General features: G+C 63.3%; 7 protein-coding genes. 3 read left to right on the top strand and 4 right to left on the bottom strand.

Annotated features, from left to right (window positions below):
• Window positions 1-15: 15 nt before the first annotated feature.
• Window positions 16-2,634 carry a cation-translocating P-type ATPase gene (locus ACMGFL_RS12615; protein WP_436935887.1) on the bottom strand — a complete coding sequence of 873 codons (2,619 nt, stop codon included), beginning with the start codon at window positions 2,632-2,634 and terminating at the stop codon, window positions 16-18.
• 215 nt (window positions 2,635-2,849) lie between these two features.
• On the opposite strand from ACMGFL_RS12615, the gene ACMGFL_RS12610 reads away from it, so the two are divergent.
• Window positions 2,850-3,359, top strand: coding sequence for a VTT domain-containing protein (locus ACMGFL_RS12610; RefSeq protein ID WP_436935886.1), 510 nt, complete (start codon window positions 2,850-2,852; stop codon window positions 3,357-3,359).
• Window positions 3,360-3,449: 90 nt separating this feature from the next.
• Here the strand turns inward: ACMGFL_RS12610 and ACMGFL_RS12605 are convergent, their stop codons facing one another.
• Together ACMGFL_RS12605 and ACMGFL_RS12600 are read right to left on the bottom strand one after the other, a co-directional pair.
• On the bottom strand, window positions 3,450-4,484 hold the full coding sequence (locus tag ACMGFL_RS12605; protein ID WP_436935885.1) for a PhoU domain-containing protein: 1,035 nt from the start codon (window positions 4,482-4,484) through the stop codon (window positions 3,450-3,452).
• A gap of 122 nt (window positions 4,485-4,606) precedes the next feature.
• Window positions 4,607-5,674, bottom strand: a complete 1,068-nt coding sequence (locus ACMGFL_RS12600) for an ATP-NAD kinase family protein (protein WP_436935884.1) — start codon at window positions 5,672-5,674, stop codon at window positions 4,607-4,609.
• Between the two features lie 111 nt (window positions 5,675-5,785).
• On the opposite strand from ACMGFL_RS12600, the gene ACMGFL_RS12595 reads away from it, so the two are divergent.
• Entirely contained in the window at window positions 5,786-5,911 is a 126-nt protein-coding gene (locus tag ACMGFL_RS12595; protein WP_436935883.1) for a hypothetical protein, read from the top strand.
• Here the strand turns inward: ACMGFL_RS12595 and ACMGFL_RS12590 are convergent.
• A complete protein-coding gene (locus ACMGFL_RS12590) occupies window positions 5,908-7,173 on the bottom strand; it encodes a NosD domain-containing protein (protein WP_436935882.1) in 1,266 nt (421 codons plus the stop codon). The genes ACMGFL_RS12595 and ACMGFL_RS12590 overlap by 4 nt on opposite strands.
• 503 nt (window positions 7,174-7,676) lie before the next feature.
• Between ACMGFL_RS12590 and ACMGFL_RS12585 the strand changes: the two genes are divergently transcribed.
• Window positions 7,677-18,668 carry a PQQ-dependent sugar dehydrogenase gene (locus ACMGFL_RS12585; RefSeq protein ID WP_436935881.1) on the top strand — a complete coding sequence of 3,664 codons (10,992 nt, stop codon included), beginning with the start codon at window positions 7,677-7,679 and terminating at the stop codon, window positions 18,666-18,668.

The following is an 18,668-nucleotide window of genomic DNA, read 5'->3' as shown; positions in this document are numbered from 1 at the left end:
ATCGGTAATCAGTGTTCACTCGACGCGTCCGCTATCGGCACCGTGAGACGCTTTCGCACGTTCGTGCTCGCGGGCTGCGTGTCGCCTGACGAGCCAGCCGGTCACAACGAGCAGGGGCGCGCCGATGAGAAGGACAAGCCCCAGAAGCATCCAGTCGTCGGCCCCGAGCGGGACCGTCCCGAAGGACTCGCTGAGCGGCGTGTACAGCACCGCGAGCTGGAGGGTCAACGAGGCCACAACCGCCACGGCGAGCCAGGGGTTCGTCAACAGCGGCGTCCCCTTCGTCCACCGAACGACGTAGAGTTTGACGAACTCGAAGACGACGAGGCCGGTGAAGACCATCGTCATCGTGTAGGGCGTGACCGACGACGCCCCATCGAGCGTGTGAAACATCAGGGCGAGCAACAGCACGGTCGCAGTCAGCCCAGCCCCGGTGACGAATCCAATCATCTCGGTGTCGATGATGCCAGTCGCCGCTGATCTGGGTTCGCGATCCATCACGTCGCCGCCGGGGTCCGTGCCGAGTGCGAGCGCCGGGAGGCCGTCGGTGAGGAGATTGATCCACAGCAACTGCACCGCGGGCAGCACGAGATAGCCAAACAAGGAAGCGATGAAGACGATAGCCACCTCCGCGGCGTTGGCGCTGAGCAGATACGTAACGAACTTCCAGATGTTGTCGAAGATGGCTCGCCCGCGCTTGATCGCGGCGCGGATCGACGCGTAGTTGTCGTCGAGCAGGACGATATCGCTGGCCTGTTTTGCGACGTCGGTGCCACGGACGCCCATCGCGATGCCGACGTCGGCGTTTTTCAGCGCTGGCGCGTCGTTGACGCCGTCGCCAGTCATCGCCACGGCAGCGCCGTTCGCCTGGAGAGCTTCGAGGATCCGAACTTTGTGTGTGGGTTCAGCCCGCGCGAACACGTCTATCTCCTCGACACGTTCACGAAGCGTCGCGTCGTCCATCGCCTCGACTTCCTGTCCGGTGAGGACGTCTGACTCGATGCCGACCTGACTGGCGATGGCGCGAGCGGTCACGGCATTATCGCCCGTGATCATCTTCACGTCGATGCCCGCACGGTGTGTGTCAGCGATCGCTTCGGGCACCTCACGACGGGGTGGGTCGAGCAGACCCTGCAACCCGACGAAGACGAGGTTCTCCTCCGGCCCGCCGTCGTCGGTGCGCTCCTTGTAGGCGAACCCGAGCACTCGGAGCGCGTCCGCACCGAAGTCCTCGACCCGTGTCCGAATGTCAGACCGCGTCTCCGCGTCGAGTTCGACTGGCCCATCCGGCCCGAGCACTCGAGTCGAGCGTTCGAGAACGACTTCCGGCGCGCCCTTGACGTACACCACGTCGTCGTGAATCGTCGCCATCCGCTTTCGCTCTGCCGAGAAGGACAGCTCGTCTCGTCGTGGCTGGGCTTCGCGACTGCTCTCGATATCGAGACCGTAGTCGGTCGCCGCCGTGACGAGTGCTCGTTCCGTCGGGTCACCCGTGTCGGCGGTTGCGTCGTTACAGACCGCGCCGATCCGATAGAGGAGGTCGAGGCGGTCGTCGTCGGGGGTCGAACGACTCTCCTCGGCCCCCGCGCCGAGCGGAACGACCCGGTCGTGGATCCACGCCCGCTGGACGCGCATCTCGCCTTCGGTCAGCGTCCCGGTCTTGTCGGTGCAGACGACATCGACCGCGCCGAGTGCCTCGACTGCGGGGAGCGTTCGCACGAGGGCGTTCTCGTCTGCCATCCGCCGGACGCCGAGCGCCAGCGTCAGGGTGACGACCGCCGGAAGCCCCTCGGGGACGGCCGCGACCGCGAGCGAGACGGCGGTCAAGCCTGCCTGCGCGAGTCCGCGGCCGCCGACCAGAAGCACCCCGACCACGAGCGCGGAGAGAGCGACCACACCGACGCCGAGACGCCGACCCAGTCGGTCCAGGTCGCGCTGGAGCGGCGTGCGCGGGTCGTCCGCGGTCGAGAGCGCTGTCGCGATTTCGCCAACTTCGGTCGCCATACCCGTCGCGACGACGACGGCGACCCCGCGCCCGCGAGTGACGTTTGTCCCCTTGTAGACCATGTTCTCTCGCTCCGCGAGCGGTGTCTCGGCGTCGATCTGACCGGTCTGCTTCTCGACTGGAACGCTTTCGCCGGTCAGTGCAGCCTCGTCGACTTCCAGCGAATCCGCCTTGAGGAGTCGGGCGTCGGCTGGGACGACGTCACCCTGTTCGAGCAGGACGACGTCACCCGGGACGAGCGCAGTCGCGTCGATATCGCGTTCCGTTCCGTCACGGCGGACGGTGACGACGGGTGTCGCCAGTTCGCGCAGCGCATCGAGGCTTCGCTCGGCGCGATACTCCTGGACGAACCCGAACACCCCGTTCAACAGCAGGATGACTGCGATGAGTACCGCATCGATGACGTGTCCGATAGCGACAGAGAGCGCGGCTGCGACGATCAGGACCCAGATGAGTGCGCTGGAAAACTGCGCGAGAAAGATCCACAGCGGACTCCGACCGTGGTCGCCGGTGATCTCGTTCGGTCCGACTTCCCCACGACGTCTCTCGGCCGTCTCGGTCTCCAGCCCAGCCTCGGCTGTGTCGAGTTCCTCGTAGACCGCTTCGATCGGACGAGTGTGCCAGCTCATGACTCGATATCACGGAACGACGGCCGCTCGTCGCGCCGCCCCGAGACTGACGGCAGAGAGAGCACGAGAACGACACGCCGAGCCATCGGCCGGAACGAGACTGCCCATATGCTCCGATCACGTGTGGTTTGTTAATATGTTTCGTGGGTCGTCTGGTTCATGGCTTGTCTTGAGCAGATAGATACCTATTTTGCGATACCCCGTCAACGGCAACCGTGGCAGTCTACGACGTTCTCCTCGGAAGTTCGTCGCCGGTCGTACTCCTCGGAGCGGCGTTTCTCTACTCGGTGGCCGTCGCCGCTGTCCTGCCGTTTCCAGCCGAAGCCGTTCTCGCCGTTTCGCTGGCGCTCCCGTATCGCCTGTCCGTGTCCGTGTCGCTGGTCATCCTGACTGCGGCAACCGGGAAAGCCATAGGAAGCCTCATCGCCCTTCGGATTGGCTACGGTGTGAGCCACTCCGGCCCCGTTACTCGCCTCGTCAACCGGATCCCCTACTACAAGCAGTTCAAAGAGCAGCGCCTCACCGCGTTCGTCCGCCGCTATCGGTACCTCGGACTCGCAGTCGCCCTCTCGATTCCGTTGCTGCCCGACACTGCGCCCATTTACGCGTTCAGCGTGCTCGACAACGATTCGCGACTGTTTGCGGTTGCGGCGTTCGTCGGGACGGTGGTTCGGCTCGTCATCGTCATCGTGGTCGCTGGTGGGGTCGTCGCAGTGAGAGGGTAATCCCGGGCCAGCGAGAGAGTCAGGGGACGATGATGACCTCGTTCGCACCAGTCTGGGTAATGTGCTACGCAAGAGCGTACACGCTTTAATTTAGCTAATCGAGATGTGGTCCGATTCTTTGTTGAGTGCGAGATTCGTCGCGATTTCGGCGTTCCGAACTGCGTACTCGGCGGTGTGATTGAGGCTGACGAGCACTTCCCGGATCTGGAGCAGTTGTTCGTTTTCCATCTCCGGCAGGTCGGCGAGAATCTCCTGCTCGCGGGTGTTGATATCGCCGTAGCGCTCCCGGACCTCGATAGCGATGTCGTAATCGCGCTCGACGGCGGATTTGACGGCGAGTTCGGTCAGGTCGTTGACCTCGTCGGTGAACTCCCGGACGCGACGCATCGTCTCCTGTTCGATGTTCAAGGCGTGACCCTCGGCTTCGAGTGCGATGTCGGCGATATCCTCTGCGTTGTCGGCGGTCAGTTCGAGGTTCTTTGCGATCGACCGGTAGCCGATGAGGGGGAATCCGTCAGTCAGCCCGACCGCTTGCGCGAGATTGGGGTTCTGATAGGAGGTGAAGATGAGCCTGAGGAGCAACACGAATATCTTGTTTGCCTGCCGCTCCCGATTGAGCGCGCGCTGTGCGAGATCGGGGTTCGAGTGAGCGAGGGCCTTGACCGCCTCGTTTCGCATCGTCGACCCCGTGGATTCGAGGCGTTCGAGGAGGTTATCGAGCGTGAAGTCCTCCGGGTCCACCGAACACCGGATCGCGATGCTCGATGGGGTCTCCTCGATCACGCCCAAGCCCATCAACTGCGTCTCGGCGTTGTAGACGGCGTTGATCTGTTCACTTTCGAGCGTGCTGTCGTCGCCCGACTCGACGTGGATGATCCGCCTGCCGAGGACGTACTGGGCGACGATGGCGCGCTCGACGCTGTCGGCGTCCAGTCCCTCGGTCTTGATCGTCGCCTCGCTTTCCTCCGACTGAACGGACTCGGGCATCACCGTCAGCGTCCCCTTGCCGCCCAGACGCAGGGAGACTTCGTCGCCCTTGTCGACCCCGTACTCCGATGTCCACTCGGCTGGTAACGTCATCGCGAGCGTCGACGGCCCCAGTCGCTGTACTTTCCGTGTTTCCATATGTCCCTTTACGTTCCCGAGACTACCTTAATCTTGTCCATACGCCCTAAATCACAGGAACGAATATGCACTACACTTCAAGATGCAACGTATCGTGTGGCGTCTGGTCGCCCGCTGGGTACCTACACCACTTCCATCAGTCGCGTCTCGAAGCGGCCGATGCGGACACGGTGCCAGCCACGAAGTGACTCATCGAGGTCGCGATCGCCGGTGTCGACGCGAAGCACCCCCAGGTCGTCCGCTTTTCGGCGTGAGGCGACGATTTCGACGTCGGACTGTCGGATGACGGCCGGAGAGATCTGATGGTTGCCCCGCCCGAAAATGAACCCCTGACCGCCGATAGGCGAGACGACGATGATGTTGCGCTCGCCCAGATGGTCGAGAATCTCAGATTCGGCCGCGTCGGTGACCAGCACGCCGCCGTCCCGATAGAGGTCGACCCCGAGCGGTGTTCCGTCGAAGCCGAGCGTCGATTTGATCTGCCCGACGGTTCCGCCCGGTCCGAGGATGTAGGTGACGCCCGATTCAACGGCGTCGACAAAGCCTGCTGCGACGCCTTCGACGGTGCCGCCGCTGATCTGCTTGCTCGCCTGACGCTGTGTTGCGACCGGTACGCGTGCGAGTGCTCGAAGCTGTGACCTGACCTCCCCCTCGCGGTAGGCGTCCTCGTCGATGTCGTTCACCTCCGCGCGCTCGGTGTCCTCGTAGGTTGCGACGATGTGTCCGGCCGCCCGGGGATCGACGGCAAACACCGCCGAATACACCTTCACGCCCGCGGGAACGCCGAGGATCGGCGTCTTCTCGCCCACTGATTCGACTGTCTCAGCGACGTCGACCGCGGTGCCGTCGCCGCCGACGAACAGGACGATGTCGACATCTTCCGCCAGAAATGCCCGGACGGCGCTTCGCGTGTCCTCGGCGGTCGTCGCATCGCCGTCGGGGCTGCCAACCACTGCTGGCTCGAATCCCGTTTCGCGGGCCAGCGCCGCGCCCATCGGGCCCCCGTAGGTGACCAGTTCGATGTCCGCGTCGACGTCGTGGAGTACGTCGAGCGTCTCGCGAGCGCGGTCGGGCGCGCGCTCCTCGGCCCCGAGTTCGCGGGCCTGTTCGACCTTGCCGTCTGTCCCCTTGAGGCCGACGCGGCCGCCCATCCCGGCAATCGGGTTGACCACGAATCCGACCCGTCTCATTATCTCCTTACAGGGGTCCGACGGGCAAAAACCGTCCGAAGCGAGACGGCGTTCACGACGACGGGCGCAGAATCGGAACGACTTACTGGCCCGACAGCGCTAGGAACGTACATGGGTCCGCTCGCAGAGGCGACACAGGTTGGAGTCGGAAGCACCGCAGTCGAAGCCGCCGCACTCGTCGTGTTACTCGGCGGGATCGCGCTGACCGTGCTGTGGACGTGTCAACTGTATCGCTAGACACTTACACCCCAGGTGACGTCGACCCCAGACGCGACTCGTTCTCCGGTTTGAACCTGCAACACTTCGACGACGAGCCGCGTCTGATCCACCGCGACGACGTGCGCGTAGGTCCCCGGAGCGGTCGATTCGACCCAGTGCTGCTCCGGTCGTTCCGCGAGCCCGTGTTGAATGATCTCGCCGTCACCGACGGTCGCTCGACCGCCGTTTTCCGTCCGGTATCCGCGATTGTCCCGGTAGACCGAACTAGTCGAGCGGGACCCTCGTTCGACGGCCGACGCGAGATTGTGCTGGAAGAGATTCCCTACGATTCGGTTCTCGCGGCTCGCGGCCGTTTCGACGAGTCCGTGCCCCTGTGTCTCGGGTCTGTCAGGGTCGTTGACCAGCGTCGACTCTGAGAGCGTGCTGTGGGACGCCCCGTCGAGCACGACGCCGCTGTAGGACCCCGGTGAGTCACGCGAGTTGTTTGCGAAGAACCCGTTTCTGAGTGTGATCCGTTCGCCCTTGACCAGCACGCCGTGCTTGCGGTTCCGTTCGCTGTGTGCGCCGAGGAGTGTGGTGTCCTGCGCGCTTTTGAGGAATCGAATCCCGGCCTCGCCGCGGGTGTCGTAGGCGTGGGGATGGACGAGTGTCCCGCCCGCGTCGGCCATCGTGAAGCCGTATCGTTCACAGGCCTCGGCGTAGAGGTTCGTGGCGAACAGGTCGCCGGTGAATCCGAAGACGAACCCGTCGCCGCCACAGCGCGCCACGTCGATGTCGGTCAGCGTCGGTTCGTAGGAGTAGCCGCCATCCTGTTTACCGTCGAACCGAACACCGTCGTCGGCTCCATTCCGCACGACGAGGTGGTCGAACACGACTCGCCACGTGTAGCCGTGGACGGCGAGACAGGCCCCGCGTTCGTTGGCCGACCGGTTCCCGTCGATGCGCAGATCAGAGATTCGGGCGTGTTCTGTTCCCTCTGGGACGGTCAGCAGGTCTGCATCGAGGCCCGGGGCCGCTCGGAGGGTCGTCGCACTCCCACTCCCCGAGAGCCACGTCGACCCCGCGAGTGTCACTGATTCGTCGAGTTCGTACGTGCCGGGCGCAATCGCAATTGCTGTCCCTGTCCCGGATTCTTCTCCAGCATCGATCGCGTGCTGGATGGCGGAACTCGCCGGGCCACTGAACACCGGTTCGTCGACGCCACGCCGGGACACGCGGCTCCTCCCGTCGGCCTGAAAGACGAGAAACTCCGGCTCCGTCGGGTCGGGCGCGTGTGTCATCGAGGGACCTCTGTGTCCGGTGCGTTCAGACCGCGCTGGGACCGCGTTCCGGCCGAGTGCGAGCGTTCCGGCTCCGGCAGCAATCGTCCTGAGAACTGCCCGGCGACGACGATCAATCTCCTCTCGAACCATCGGGGTCGTCCAGTAGCGCTCCTTTTCTCCCCTGTCTGGATAAACGTATCTTTTCTTGACGCGTGATCCCTATACATTTCCTAACAGATCCATCTTGAAACCACTACCAAAGTTAACCGCTCACTAGCGATGCATCTCGTACACGCTTCCCGTCCCGCGTTATTGCTGAATTTCTCCCGATCGAATATGTTATTTATTAATGTAGTTTTATTGATATATACTACTATTCTAATCTAACTCGATTATATATTAGCCTTCTTTACGTATGTTCGAGTTATTGTTAGTGTCGTGTCATCCTTTGTTTGGTAATCCCCGTCATCCACTCGTTATCTTCTATATTACGATATATGCGTGGTGAATGCGGGTTTTTGATGAGCAATACAGCCAGCGAACGAGGGGCCGCGCTGCTCCTGGTGGTCCTGATGGTCGTGTCAGTGTTCGCCACTGGGACAGCGGGGGCACTAGCGGCCGCTTCACAGGAACCGTCGACCAGCGAACAACCATCGCCGGACATTCCGGACGTTCCATCCGCAGGGCCGTCACAGCTGGACGCGAGCGCGGCCGATGAGAGTACAGTGAAGACGGCAGCCCAGCCGAACGCTGACGGGGACCTTCGTCGGCAGGAACCGGCGTCGATATCTCAGTCTACCGAGAGTGATGGCGCTGATGTGTGGTCCTCGCTCACGGCAGATGTCCCACAGGCGACGAACATCACTGGTCAGGCTGTCCCGACGAGCTTTCAGGAAGAGACAGTCTTGAGCGGGCTGAGCCAGCCCACCGCGATGACCTTCCTTCCCGATGGGCGCGCGCTCGTTTTGCAGAAGTCAGGCGACGTCCTCATCGTCGACCCTGACACGGGAGCCTCGGACACCTACATGAGTATCTCTGACCTCGACACGGCGGGGGAGGAGGGGCTCATCGACATCACGCTCGACCCGAACTTCGCGCAGAACGACTACATCTACATCTACTACACCCCGACGTCGAGCGGGAAAAATCGGATCGCCCGATTCACCCATCAGGAAAACTCCGGCGGACTCTCCAGTAGTGCTGATCCGTCGAGTGAATTCGTGGTCTGGGAGGACAACAGCCAGCGGAAAAGCGACTTCCACCACGGCGGCGGGCTCGATTTCGGCCCCGACGGGAAGCTCTATCTGACCATTGGGGAGGAAGTCGACGGGCCGCAGGCACAGGATCTGACCGAGGCCGGTGGATCCGTTATCCGTGTCAACAAGGACGGAACGATCCCACAGGACAACCCCTTCGTCGATGGTTCCGGCGGGAATGTGGACGCGATCTGGGCGTACGGGTTGCGCAACCCCTTCCGCGCCGAGTGGGACCTCCAGAGCGACACCCCCCGATACTACATCGCGGAAGTCGGCGGGAACAACCAGAACACCGCACAGGAAGACCTTCACATCGGAGAGAAAGGTGCCAACTACGGCTGGCCAGACTGTGAGGGGGTGTGTGACAACCCGGACTACACCGACGCACTCTACACCTATCCACACGAGGGGTCGGGCGCGTCGATAACCGGTGGCGTCGTCTACCACGGTGACCAGTTCCCGAGCCAGTACGACGGCGCGTACTTCTTTGCCGATTACGTCCGCGGCTGGATGAAATATCTCCAGTTCGACAGTAGCGGAAACGTCAGCTCTGTCAATATGTTCGACGACAGTGCTGGAACTATTGTCGAGATCGACCAGGGACCAGATGGGTCGCTCTTCTATCTCGACATCGCGGCGGGAACGCTCGAAAAAGTGTCCTACGACCAGACGGCGGATGCCGAACCGACGCTCGATGCTCCCGAGTCGGTCTTCGTCGACGAGGGCGAAAGCACGCAGATCACCATCACCGCATCGGACGCCGACGGTGACACGCTGTCGCTGTCTGCCTCGAACCTGCCCTCGTTCGCTTCGTTCACCGACAACGGCGACGGAACGGCAACGCTCTCGCTGTCGCCGTCGTCGGGCGATGCTGGGTCGTACCAGCCGACGGTGACCGTCAGCGACGGGGACGACACTACCAGCGAGGCGATTTCGGTTTCGGTCCTCGAACCCGGTGCCGACCAGGTGCTCTACCGATTGAACGCCGGACCGTCGTCGGTGCAGGCGATAGACGGCGGCCTCGACTGGGAATCGGACAGTCAGTACATGCAGACGGCGGGCGATGCATCGGACTGGTCGGGGACGACCTATTCCGTAGGGCAGGCAGTGCCGTCGACGACCCCCGACGCTATCTTCGAGAGCGAGCGCTACCCGACCGGCGGCAGCACCATCGACTACGACCTGTCGGTCACCTCCGGCGAGAGCTACGAGGTTCGGCTGTACTTCATCGAGCAGTACGACCAGGCACAGAACCCCGGTGACCGCATCTTCGATGTGAGTCTCGAGGGACAGACCGTCCTGAACGACTACGACGTGGTCGCTGATGTCGGATACAAGAACGCCACGATGGAGAGTTTCGATGTGACTGCCGACGACGGTACCCTCGACCTCTCGCTCACACAGGACGGCGGCAGTCACAATCCGCTGATCTACGGCATCGAGGTGATCAAGCCCGCTGACGAGACGAACCAGCCGCCGAGCGCGGCGTTCACCGCCTCAGCGACCGACGTCGAAACAGGGCAGTCCGTCGACTTCGACGCGAGCGGGTCGAGTGACTCGGACGGGTCGATCCAGTCCTACGAGTGGGACTTCGACGGCGACGGCCAGACCGACACAACCGGCGCGCAGGTCGCCCACGCGTTCGCAACTGCGGGCACGTACACCGTCGAACTCACCGTCACCGACGACGACGGTGCCACCGACACGGTCACCGAGACTGTGACGGTGAGCGCGCCGTCGACACAGCAGACACTCTATCGCGTGAACGCCGGTGGGCCTGAACTGCAGGCCAGCGACGGCGGCCCGAACTGGGCGAGCGACAACGCCTCCTCGCCGAGCCAGTACATCGTCGCAGACGGAAACATCGGCAACACGGTCTGGCCGGAGTTCGAACCGGGAACGACCTATTCGGTCGGTCAGGCGGTTCCCGCGAGCACGCCCACAGAGATCTTCGATTACGAGCGGTACACCACCGACAGCGAGTTGGAGTACTCGTTCCCAGTCACGCAGGGCGAGACCTACGAGATCCGGCTGTACTACATCGAACTGTTCGACGACGCCAACGGGTCGGCTGACCGCGTGATGGACATCTCCGCCGAGGGACAGACGCTCCTCAGCGACTACGACACCTCCAACGAGGTCGGCTTCGAGAATGGGACGATGGAGTCCTTCGAGGTGACCGCCGACGACGGCACCCTCGATCTGTCGATTTCCGACGTCAGCAACGACAACAACGCCAACGTCTTCGGTATCGAAGTCATCGAGCCCGGTGACCAGCCGAACCAGCCACCGACGCCGACCATCTCGTCGCCAGCCGACGGCACGGTCTTCCAGGCAGGAGACACGATCAGTTACTCGGGCTCGGCCACCGACCCGGAAGACGGAACCCTGCCGGACACCCAACTCGAGTGGACGGTTCAGTTCCTCCACAACGAGCACTTCCACCCGTACCAGTCGGGCGTGGTCGGGAGTAGCGGCTCGTTCGACATTCCGACGAGCGGGCACGACTTCCACGACGACACGCGGTACAAAATCATCCTCGAAGCGACCGACTCCGAGGGCGCGACGAACTCGACGCACGTTATCGTCGAGCCCGACAAGGTGAACTTGACCTTCCAGACAGATCCGAGCGGCCTCGAGTTCAATCTCGACGGCATTCCCTACACGTCGCCGTACGTCCACGATACGCTGGTCGACTTCCAGCACACTATCACGGCACCCCAGACGCAGTGTGTCGACGGCACCCAGTACGAGTTCGATAGCTGGTCCGACGGCGGCGCGGCAGAGCACACGATTACCGTGCCTAGCTCCGACACGACGTACACGGCGACGTACTCTGACGATGGGCAGTGCGGCACTGGCAACCAGACAATCGCTGAAGCGGTCGCCAGCCAGAACGCACCCACCGACCAGATCGGTCAACAGGAGATTCAGGTGGCGATCAACTGGTGGGCCACCGAATCGGAAGTCCCTGGTACCGATGGCGAACTCATCTCCCAGCTGGAACTCCAGCAGCTTATCAACATGTGGGCGACGAGTGCAACCGTCGGCGATGGCAATCAGCCGCCGACGGCTGATTTCCACGTCCACGATCCGATTGCGGGACAGTCGGCCACGTATCACGCGCAGGCGTCGGATTCGGACGGCTCGATCCAGTCCTACGAGTGGGACTTCGACGACGACGGCACCTTCGAGGAGTCGACGACGAACGCCCAGATCCAGCACACCTTCCAGTCGGCGGGCGACTACTCCGTCTCGCTTCGGGTTACTGACGACGACGGTGCGACCGACACGATTACCAAGACCGTGTCTGTCGCGCAACAGCAGACGGCACAGGTGCTCTACCGTGTCAACGCTGGCGGACCGGAACTGCAGGCGACCGACGATGGCCCGAGCTGGGAGAGCGACAACAGCACCTCGCTGAGCCAGTACATCGTCGACGACGGCAACTTGGACAACACGGTCTGGCCGACGTTCGAACCGGGACAGACCTACTCGGTCGGGTCGGCCGTCCCGGACAGCACGCCGGACGCCATCTTCGACTACGAGCGATGGGCTACGGACGAGGATCTCGAGTACTCGTTCCCGGTGACGTCGGGCGAGACCTACGAGGTTCGCGTGTACCTCATCGAACGGTTCACCGGCGCTAATGGGTCGGCCGACCGCGTTATTGACGTCTCGGCTGAAGGACAGGCGTTCCTCACCGACTACGACACCTCCAACGAGGTTGGCTGGAAGAACGGGACGATGGAGTCCTTCGAGGTGACCGCCGACGACGGGACGATCGACCTCTCGATCTCCCAGGACGCCGGGAGCCAGAACAGTCCCAACGTGTTCGGCATCGAGGTGCTCGAAAACACAGATGGCGCGACGAACCAGCAACCGGACGCCGCGTTCACCGTCTCGCCACCTGACCCGAACGTCGACGAGACTGTGACCTTCGACGCGAGCGGATCGACTGACTCGGACGGCTCGGTCCAGTCCTACGCGTGGGACTTCGACGGCGACGGGCAGACCGACGCGATGGGACAAACCGCCACCAACGCGTTCGCCACAGCCGGTGACAAGACGGTCGAACTCACCGTCACCGACGACGACGGTGCGACCGACACGGCTACTCAGACTGTCTCGGTGAGCGGGCAACAGGTGATCTACCGCGTGAACGCTGGCGGGCCGGAGCTGCAGGCGACCGACGGCGGCCCGAACTGGGCGGTCGACAACGCGACCGACCAGAGTCAGAGCCCGTATCTGGTCGGTGACGGTGACGTGACCGTCCACGACCAGCAATTCACCGTCACCGAGACGGTTCCGTCGAGTACGCCCGACCAGATCTTCGTCACCGAACGGTACGTCGATTCGGAGATGGACTGGGAGTTCCCAGTCACACAGGGCGAGACCTACGAGGTGCGCCTGTACTACATCGAGCAGTGGGCACCGAACGCACAGGTGGGTGAACGAATCTTCGACGTCAGTATCGACGGCACGACCGTCCAGAACGACTACGACGTGATGGCCGACGTCGGGTTCGACAACGCGACGATGAAGTCCTTCGAGGTGACTGCCGCCGACGGCACCCTCGACCTCGACTTCACGCAGGATGGTGGAAGTGCCTATCCACTGATATATGGCATCGAAATCCTCGGTGTGAGCGACGGCAATCAGTTGCCGATCGCATCCTTTACCGCGTCGCCAACGAACGCAAACACCGGCGAAACCGTCTCGTTCGACGCGAGCGGGTCGAGCGATCCGGACGGATCGATCGCGAGTTACAGTTGGGACTTCGGTGACGGCGAGACCGCAACCGGCGCGACGCCATCGCACACTTACGACACTGCTGGCACCTACACCGTCGAACTCACCGTTACCGACGACGACGGCGCGACCACGACGGTGACCGAACAGGTGTCGGTCTCCGAACCGGCCAGCGGGGAGTTCGTCACCGAACAGATGGCCAGCGGCCTGCAGCAACCGGTCGCCATGGAGGTGCTGCCGGACGACCGGATGCTCATACTGGAGCGTGACGGCGGTGTGCTCATCGCTCAGGAGCAGGGCAGTTCGCTATCGACGTCGGAGTACCTGTCGCTGTCGAGCGTCAGCACGAACGGCGAGCAGGGACTGCTCGGTGTGACGATCGACCCGGACTTCCAGTCGAACGGGTACGTCTACCTCTACTACACGAACGAGAACACGGACCGCAACCAGATCTCCCGGTTCGTCCATCAGGAGAACGGCGGCGGCCTCGCGAGCACGGCCGACCCCGCGAGTGAAACGAAAATCTGGAACAGTTCGATCCAGGGTGACGCCACGTTCCACCACGGCGGCGGGCTCGACTTCGGCCCCGACGGGAAGCTCTACCTCACCACCGGCGAGCAGTTCACCTCGACCCGGGCACAGGACCTGAGCTCGACCGGCGGCAAGATCATCCGTATCAACAAGGACGGCTCGATCCCGTCTGACAACCCCTACGTCAACGACGGCGATCCGAACACCCGCGGTGATATCTGGGCCTCCGGGCTGCGGAACCCCTTCCGCGCCGAGTGGGACCACGAGACGAACCGCTTTTTCGTCGCGGAAGTCGGCCTGGAAACCGCCGAGGACATCCACCTCGGCGAGAAGGGGGCCAACTACGGCTGGCCCAACTGTGAAGGCGAGTGCAGCGACCCGGCCTACACTGATCCGATCTACTCATATCCGTACGATGGCGGTGCGGCCGTCACCGGCGGTGACTTCTATCGCGGCTCCCAGTTCCCCAGCGAATACGAGGGCGTGTACTTCTACGGGGACTACGTCCGTGGCTGGATCAAGTACCTGACCTTCGACAGTTCGGGGAACGTCACCGGCAGCCAGGACTTCGTCGACGACGCGAGCAACGTCGTCGAGATAGACCAGGGCCCCGACGGGTCGCTGTACTACATCGACATCACCGGTTCGGTCCACCGCATCTCCTACGTGCCCGCGGAGGAGGGCAGCGCGACCGTCTCGCTCAACGAGGGCAACTCGAACATCGACACGAGCACCTGGAAGACCGGTGCCGTCGAAATCGACAACACCGGTGACAAGGCGATCGAGTCGGTGTCCTTCGACCTCTCGACGACGGCGATGCCGGACATCGTGTTCGGGCCGCTGACCGACAGCGGCACGCCCGGCAACGCGGTGAAGGACGCGTCCGGCGTGGGCGGGTTCCAGACCTCGTACAGTCAGCCTCACGACGGCAACCCGGACGACGGCTACGACGAGTTGACGTTCACGTTCGACGACTTCCAGCCCGGCGAGACGTTCACGGTCTCGCTCGATACGGATGCCACGAGCATCAAAGGGGCGACCCCGATCCAGCAGGGCCTCGAAATCTCGGGGCTGGAGACCACCGGGACGACCGTCACAGTCGAGTACACTGACGGCACGACGCAGACGACGACACCGTTCAGTGACGGCAGCGCCGCGGGCGCAAAGGCAACGTCGAAGTCCGACGTGCCGCCCGCGCCGACGCTCGACGTTCAGGGTGTAACTCTCGACCAGGGTGCACTCGAACCTGAACACAGCGCGGCGACCGTCTCGACGTCTCAGCAGACAGTCGAGGTCAGCGGCCCGCCAGGAGCGACCGTCCGCGTCCTCCGGTTCGAGGGCGAACTGAACCTCGATGGCGTCAGCGGCTACGACCTCGAACCCTACGAGGCCAATCGCCTCCTGAACGCCGACGAACAGACGGTCACCCTCGACAATAATGGAGAGGCGACGGTCGACGTGACGCTCACGAACAGCAGCGCGACCGGCGGGCTGAACTACATCGTCGCCACCGTCGAGGACGATCAGGGTGACACCGGAATCACCTCGAACACGGTCGTCCTCGACTACGACTCGAGCGCGCAGCCATCCGGCGTCGAGGCGACAGTCAAGCTTACGACGTCGCAGGATTCGTTCCCCGACGGAAAGGTCACGCTGCAGGACGCGACCACCTACTTCGCGGGTTCGACCTTCGTCACCAACACCGGTGACGAGGAGATAGAGACGCTCATCATCAACAAGAGCACGGCGCTGATCTCGTCGATGGTGTTCGACCCGACGGGTTGCGCTGGCGATGGTGGCTGTAACCCCGGGGACACGAGTATCCGGATTCCTGACGAAGGTGGTACCGGGTACACTGACCACCAGTTCCTCGATCCGGTGAACGGCGTCGACGGTACCGACGGCTACGCAACGCTACAGTTCAACTTCAGCGACTTCGAGCCCGGTGAGACGTTCGTCTGGGCCTCTGACGGCGACCCGAACAGCATCAAGGGCGGTGGCGGCCAGCAGTCAGTGCTCGCCGGTCCCGAGTCCGGAATCGACCTGACTGGGACGACCGTCACCGCGTCGTTCGCCGACAGCACGACCGCCTCTTCGGGGACGTTCAACGAGGGAAGTCTCGCCGGATCGACCGGTGTTGCACGCGCGAACACGCCAGCGGCACCCACGATTGACGCCCAGGGAGTCAGCCTCCAGTCGACGACGCTCACCGACCGACACACCGCTGCGACAGTCTCGGACGCTCAGCAGACCATCGAAATCACCGGGCCGCCCGGCGAGACGGTGCGGCTGATGCACGCCGAGTCGACGCTTCTGCTCGAAGATGTTCCGGACTCCGACGGGGACGGAATGCCGGGCTACGACATCGAGGCCTACGAAGCTAACAACGTCGAGAACTACACGATAACGAACGTTCAGCTCGACCAGAACGGCGAGGCCACGGTCGACGTGACGCTCACCAATCTGACTGGGGAGCTGACTTCGCCCGCCGACAAGAGCGGGTTCAACTACTTCGTCGCTGCTGTCGAGGGCGACGACGGATACGCAGGCCCGGCCTCGAACGTGGCAATCCTGAAGTTAGACGAGAGCGCCGACATGCCGAGCATCCAGCAGGTCGACGACCAGTTCCTCACGGAGGGTGACTCGACCACCGTCACTGTTCAGGCGAACGACCCGAACGGCGATCCGTTGACGCTCTCGGCGTCGAACCTCCCCGGGTTCGCGTCCTTCACGGACGACGGCGGCGGATCGGGCACCCTCACGCTCACGCCGCAGTCCGGCGACGCGGGCACGTACGACATCACGCTGTCGGCATCGGACGGCGACGATACGACGACACAGCAGATCTCGGTGACCGTGTCCGAACCTGGCGCGGATCAGGTGGTCTACCGGCTGAACGGTGGCGATTCGACCGTTCAGGCCGTCGACGGCGGCCCCGACTGGGAATCCGACAGCCAGTACGAGCAGGGAAGCGTCTCTCAATCTGACTGGTCCGGTGCGACCTACTCCGTGGGGCAGGCCGTTCCGGCGACGACTCCCGACGCCATCTTCGAGAGCGAGCGCTACCCGACCGACGACAACACCCTCGACTACGACTTGCCGGTCACCTCCGGCGAGAGCTACGAGGTTCGGTTGTACTTCATCGAGCAGTACAGCCAGGCCCAGAACCCCGGTGACCGGATTCTGGACGTCTCACTGGAAGGCCAGACGGTTCTGAACGACTACGACGTGGTCGCTGATGTCGGATACAAGAACGGGACGATGGAGTCCTTCGAGGTGACTGCCGACGACGGCACCCTCGACCTCTCACTCTCGCAGGACGGCGGATCCAACAACGCTCTCATCTACGGCATCGAAGTGATCAAGCCCGCTGATGAGACGAACCAGTCCCCGAGCGCGGCGCTCACCGCCTCCGCAACTGACGTCGAAACCGGGCAGTCCGTCGACTTCGACGCGAGCGGGTCGAGTGATGCCGACGGCTCGGTCGCGAGTTACAGTTGGGACTTCGGTGATGGCGAGATCGCAACCGGCGCGACGCCATCGCACACCTACGACACCGCGGGGACGTACACGGTCGAACTCACCGTCACCGACGACGACGGCGCGACCGACACTGCCACGACGACGGTCACGGTCACCGAACCGACGACGGCATCGGTGCTGTACCGGGTGAACGCTGGCGGGCCGGAACTCCCGACTCAGAACGGCCCGAACTGGGAGAGCGACAACAGTACCTCACAGAGTCAGTATCTCGTCGACGACGGTGCCGTGGGCACGACGAACTGGCTGACCTTCGAGTCGGGTGAGCTGAATTACTCGGTCGGGTCGGCCGTCCCCGAGAGCACGCCGGACGCCGTCTTCGAGCACGAGCGGTACGCTGGCGACGGCGATCTGGACTGGGCGTTCCCGGTCACCACCGGCGAGAGCTACGAGGTTCGGCTGTACCTCATCGAGCAGTACGACCCGGCCAGCGGGTCGGCCGACCGGGTCGTGGACGTGACCGCCGAAGGGGAGACGCTGCTGAGCGGCTACGACACCTCGAACGAAGTTGGGTTCAAGAACGGGACGATGGAGTCCTTCGAGGTGACTGCCGACGACGGCACCCTCGACCTCTCTGTCATCCAGGCGAGCGGCAGTAACAGTCCGAACGTCTTCGGAATCGAGGTACTCGCGCTGGACGCTGACGGCGGAAATCAAGCGCCGAGCGCGGCGTTCACCGCCTCAGCGACCGACGTCGAAACAGGGCAGTCCGTCGACTTCGACGCGAGCGGGTCGAGTGACTCGGACGGGTCGATCCAGTCCTACGAGTGGGACTTCGACGGCGACGGCCAGACCGACACAACCGGCGCGCAGGTCGCCCACGCGTTCTCGTCGGCGGGAACCTACACCGTCGAACTCACCGTCACCGACGACGGCGGCGCGACTGCGAACGCGACGCAGACGGTGACGGTCAGCGCCCCCCCACAGACGCTCTACCGCGTGAACACTGGCGGGCCGACGATCAGCGCGGCGGACGGCCCCGACTGGGCGGCCGACAACAACACGATGTCGAGCCAGTATCTGGAGGTGAATGCCGATCTAACTGAACACGACCAGCAGTTCACCGTCACCGGGAGCGTTCCGGCAGAGACGCCCGACCAGATATTCGTCACCGAGCGCTGGCCAGCGTCCGGCAGTACGCTCGAATATGGCTTCCCCGCCACCCAGGGCGAGAGCTACGAGGTGCGCCTGTACTTCATCGAGCAGTGGGACCCGAACGCACAGGAAGGAACGCGGATCTTCGACGTGATTGCTGAGGGGCAGACCGTCCTGAACGACTACGACATCATGGCAGATGTCGGGTTCGACAACGCGACGATGCAGTCCTTCGAGGTGACCGCCGACGACGGGACGATCGACCTCACACTCACGCAAGATGGCGGCTCGGCGAACCCGTTCATCTACGGTATCGAGATCATCGAGGCGGAGGGCTAA

Origin of the sequence: Halovenus marina, assembly GCF_051414115.1 — an archaeon.
Classification (GTDB): domain Archaea; phylum Halobacteriota; class Halobacteria; order Halobacteriales; family Haloarculaceae; genus Halovenus; species Halovenus marina.
Note: the sequence above shows the minus strand (reverse complement) of the source record. Positions and strands in the feature narration are given on the sequence as shown.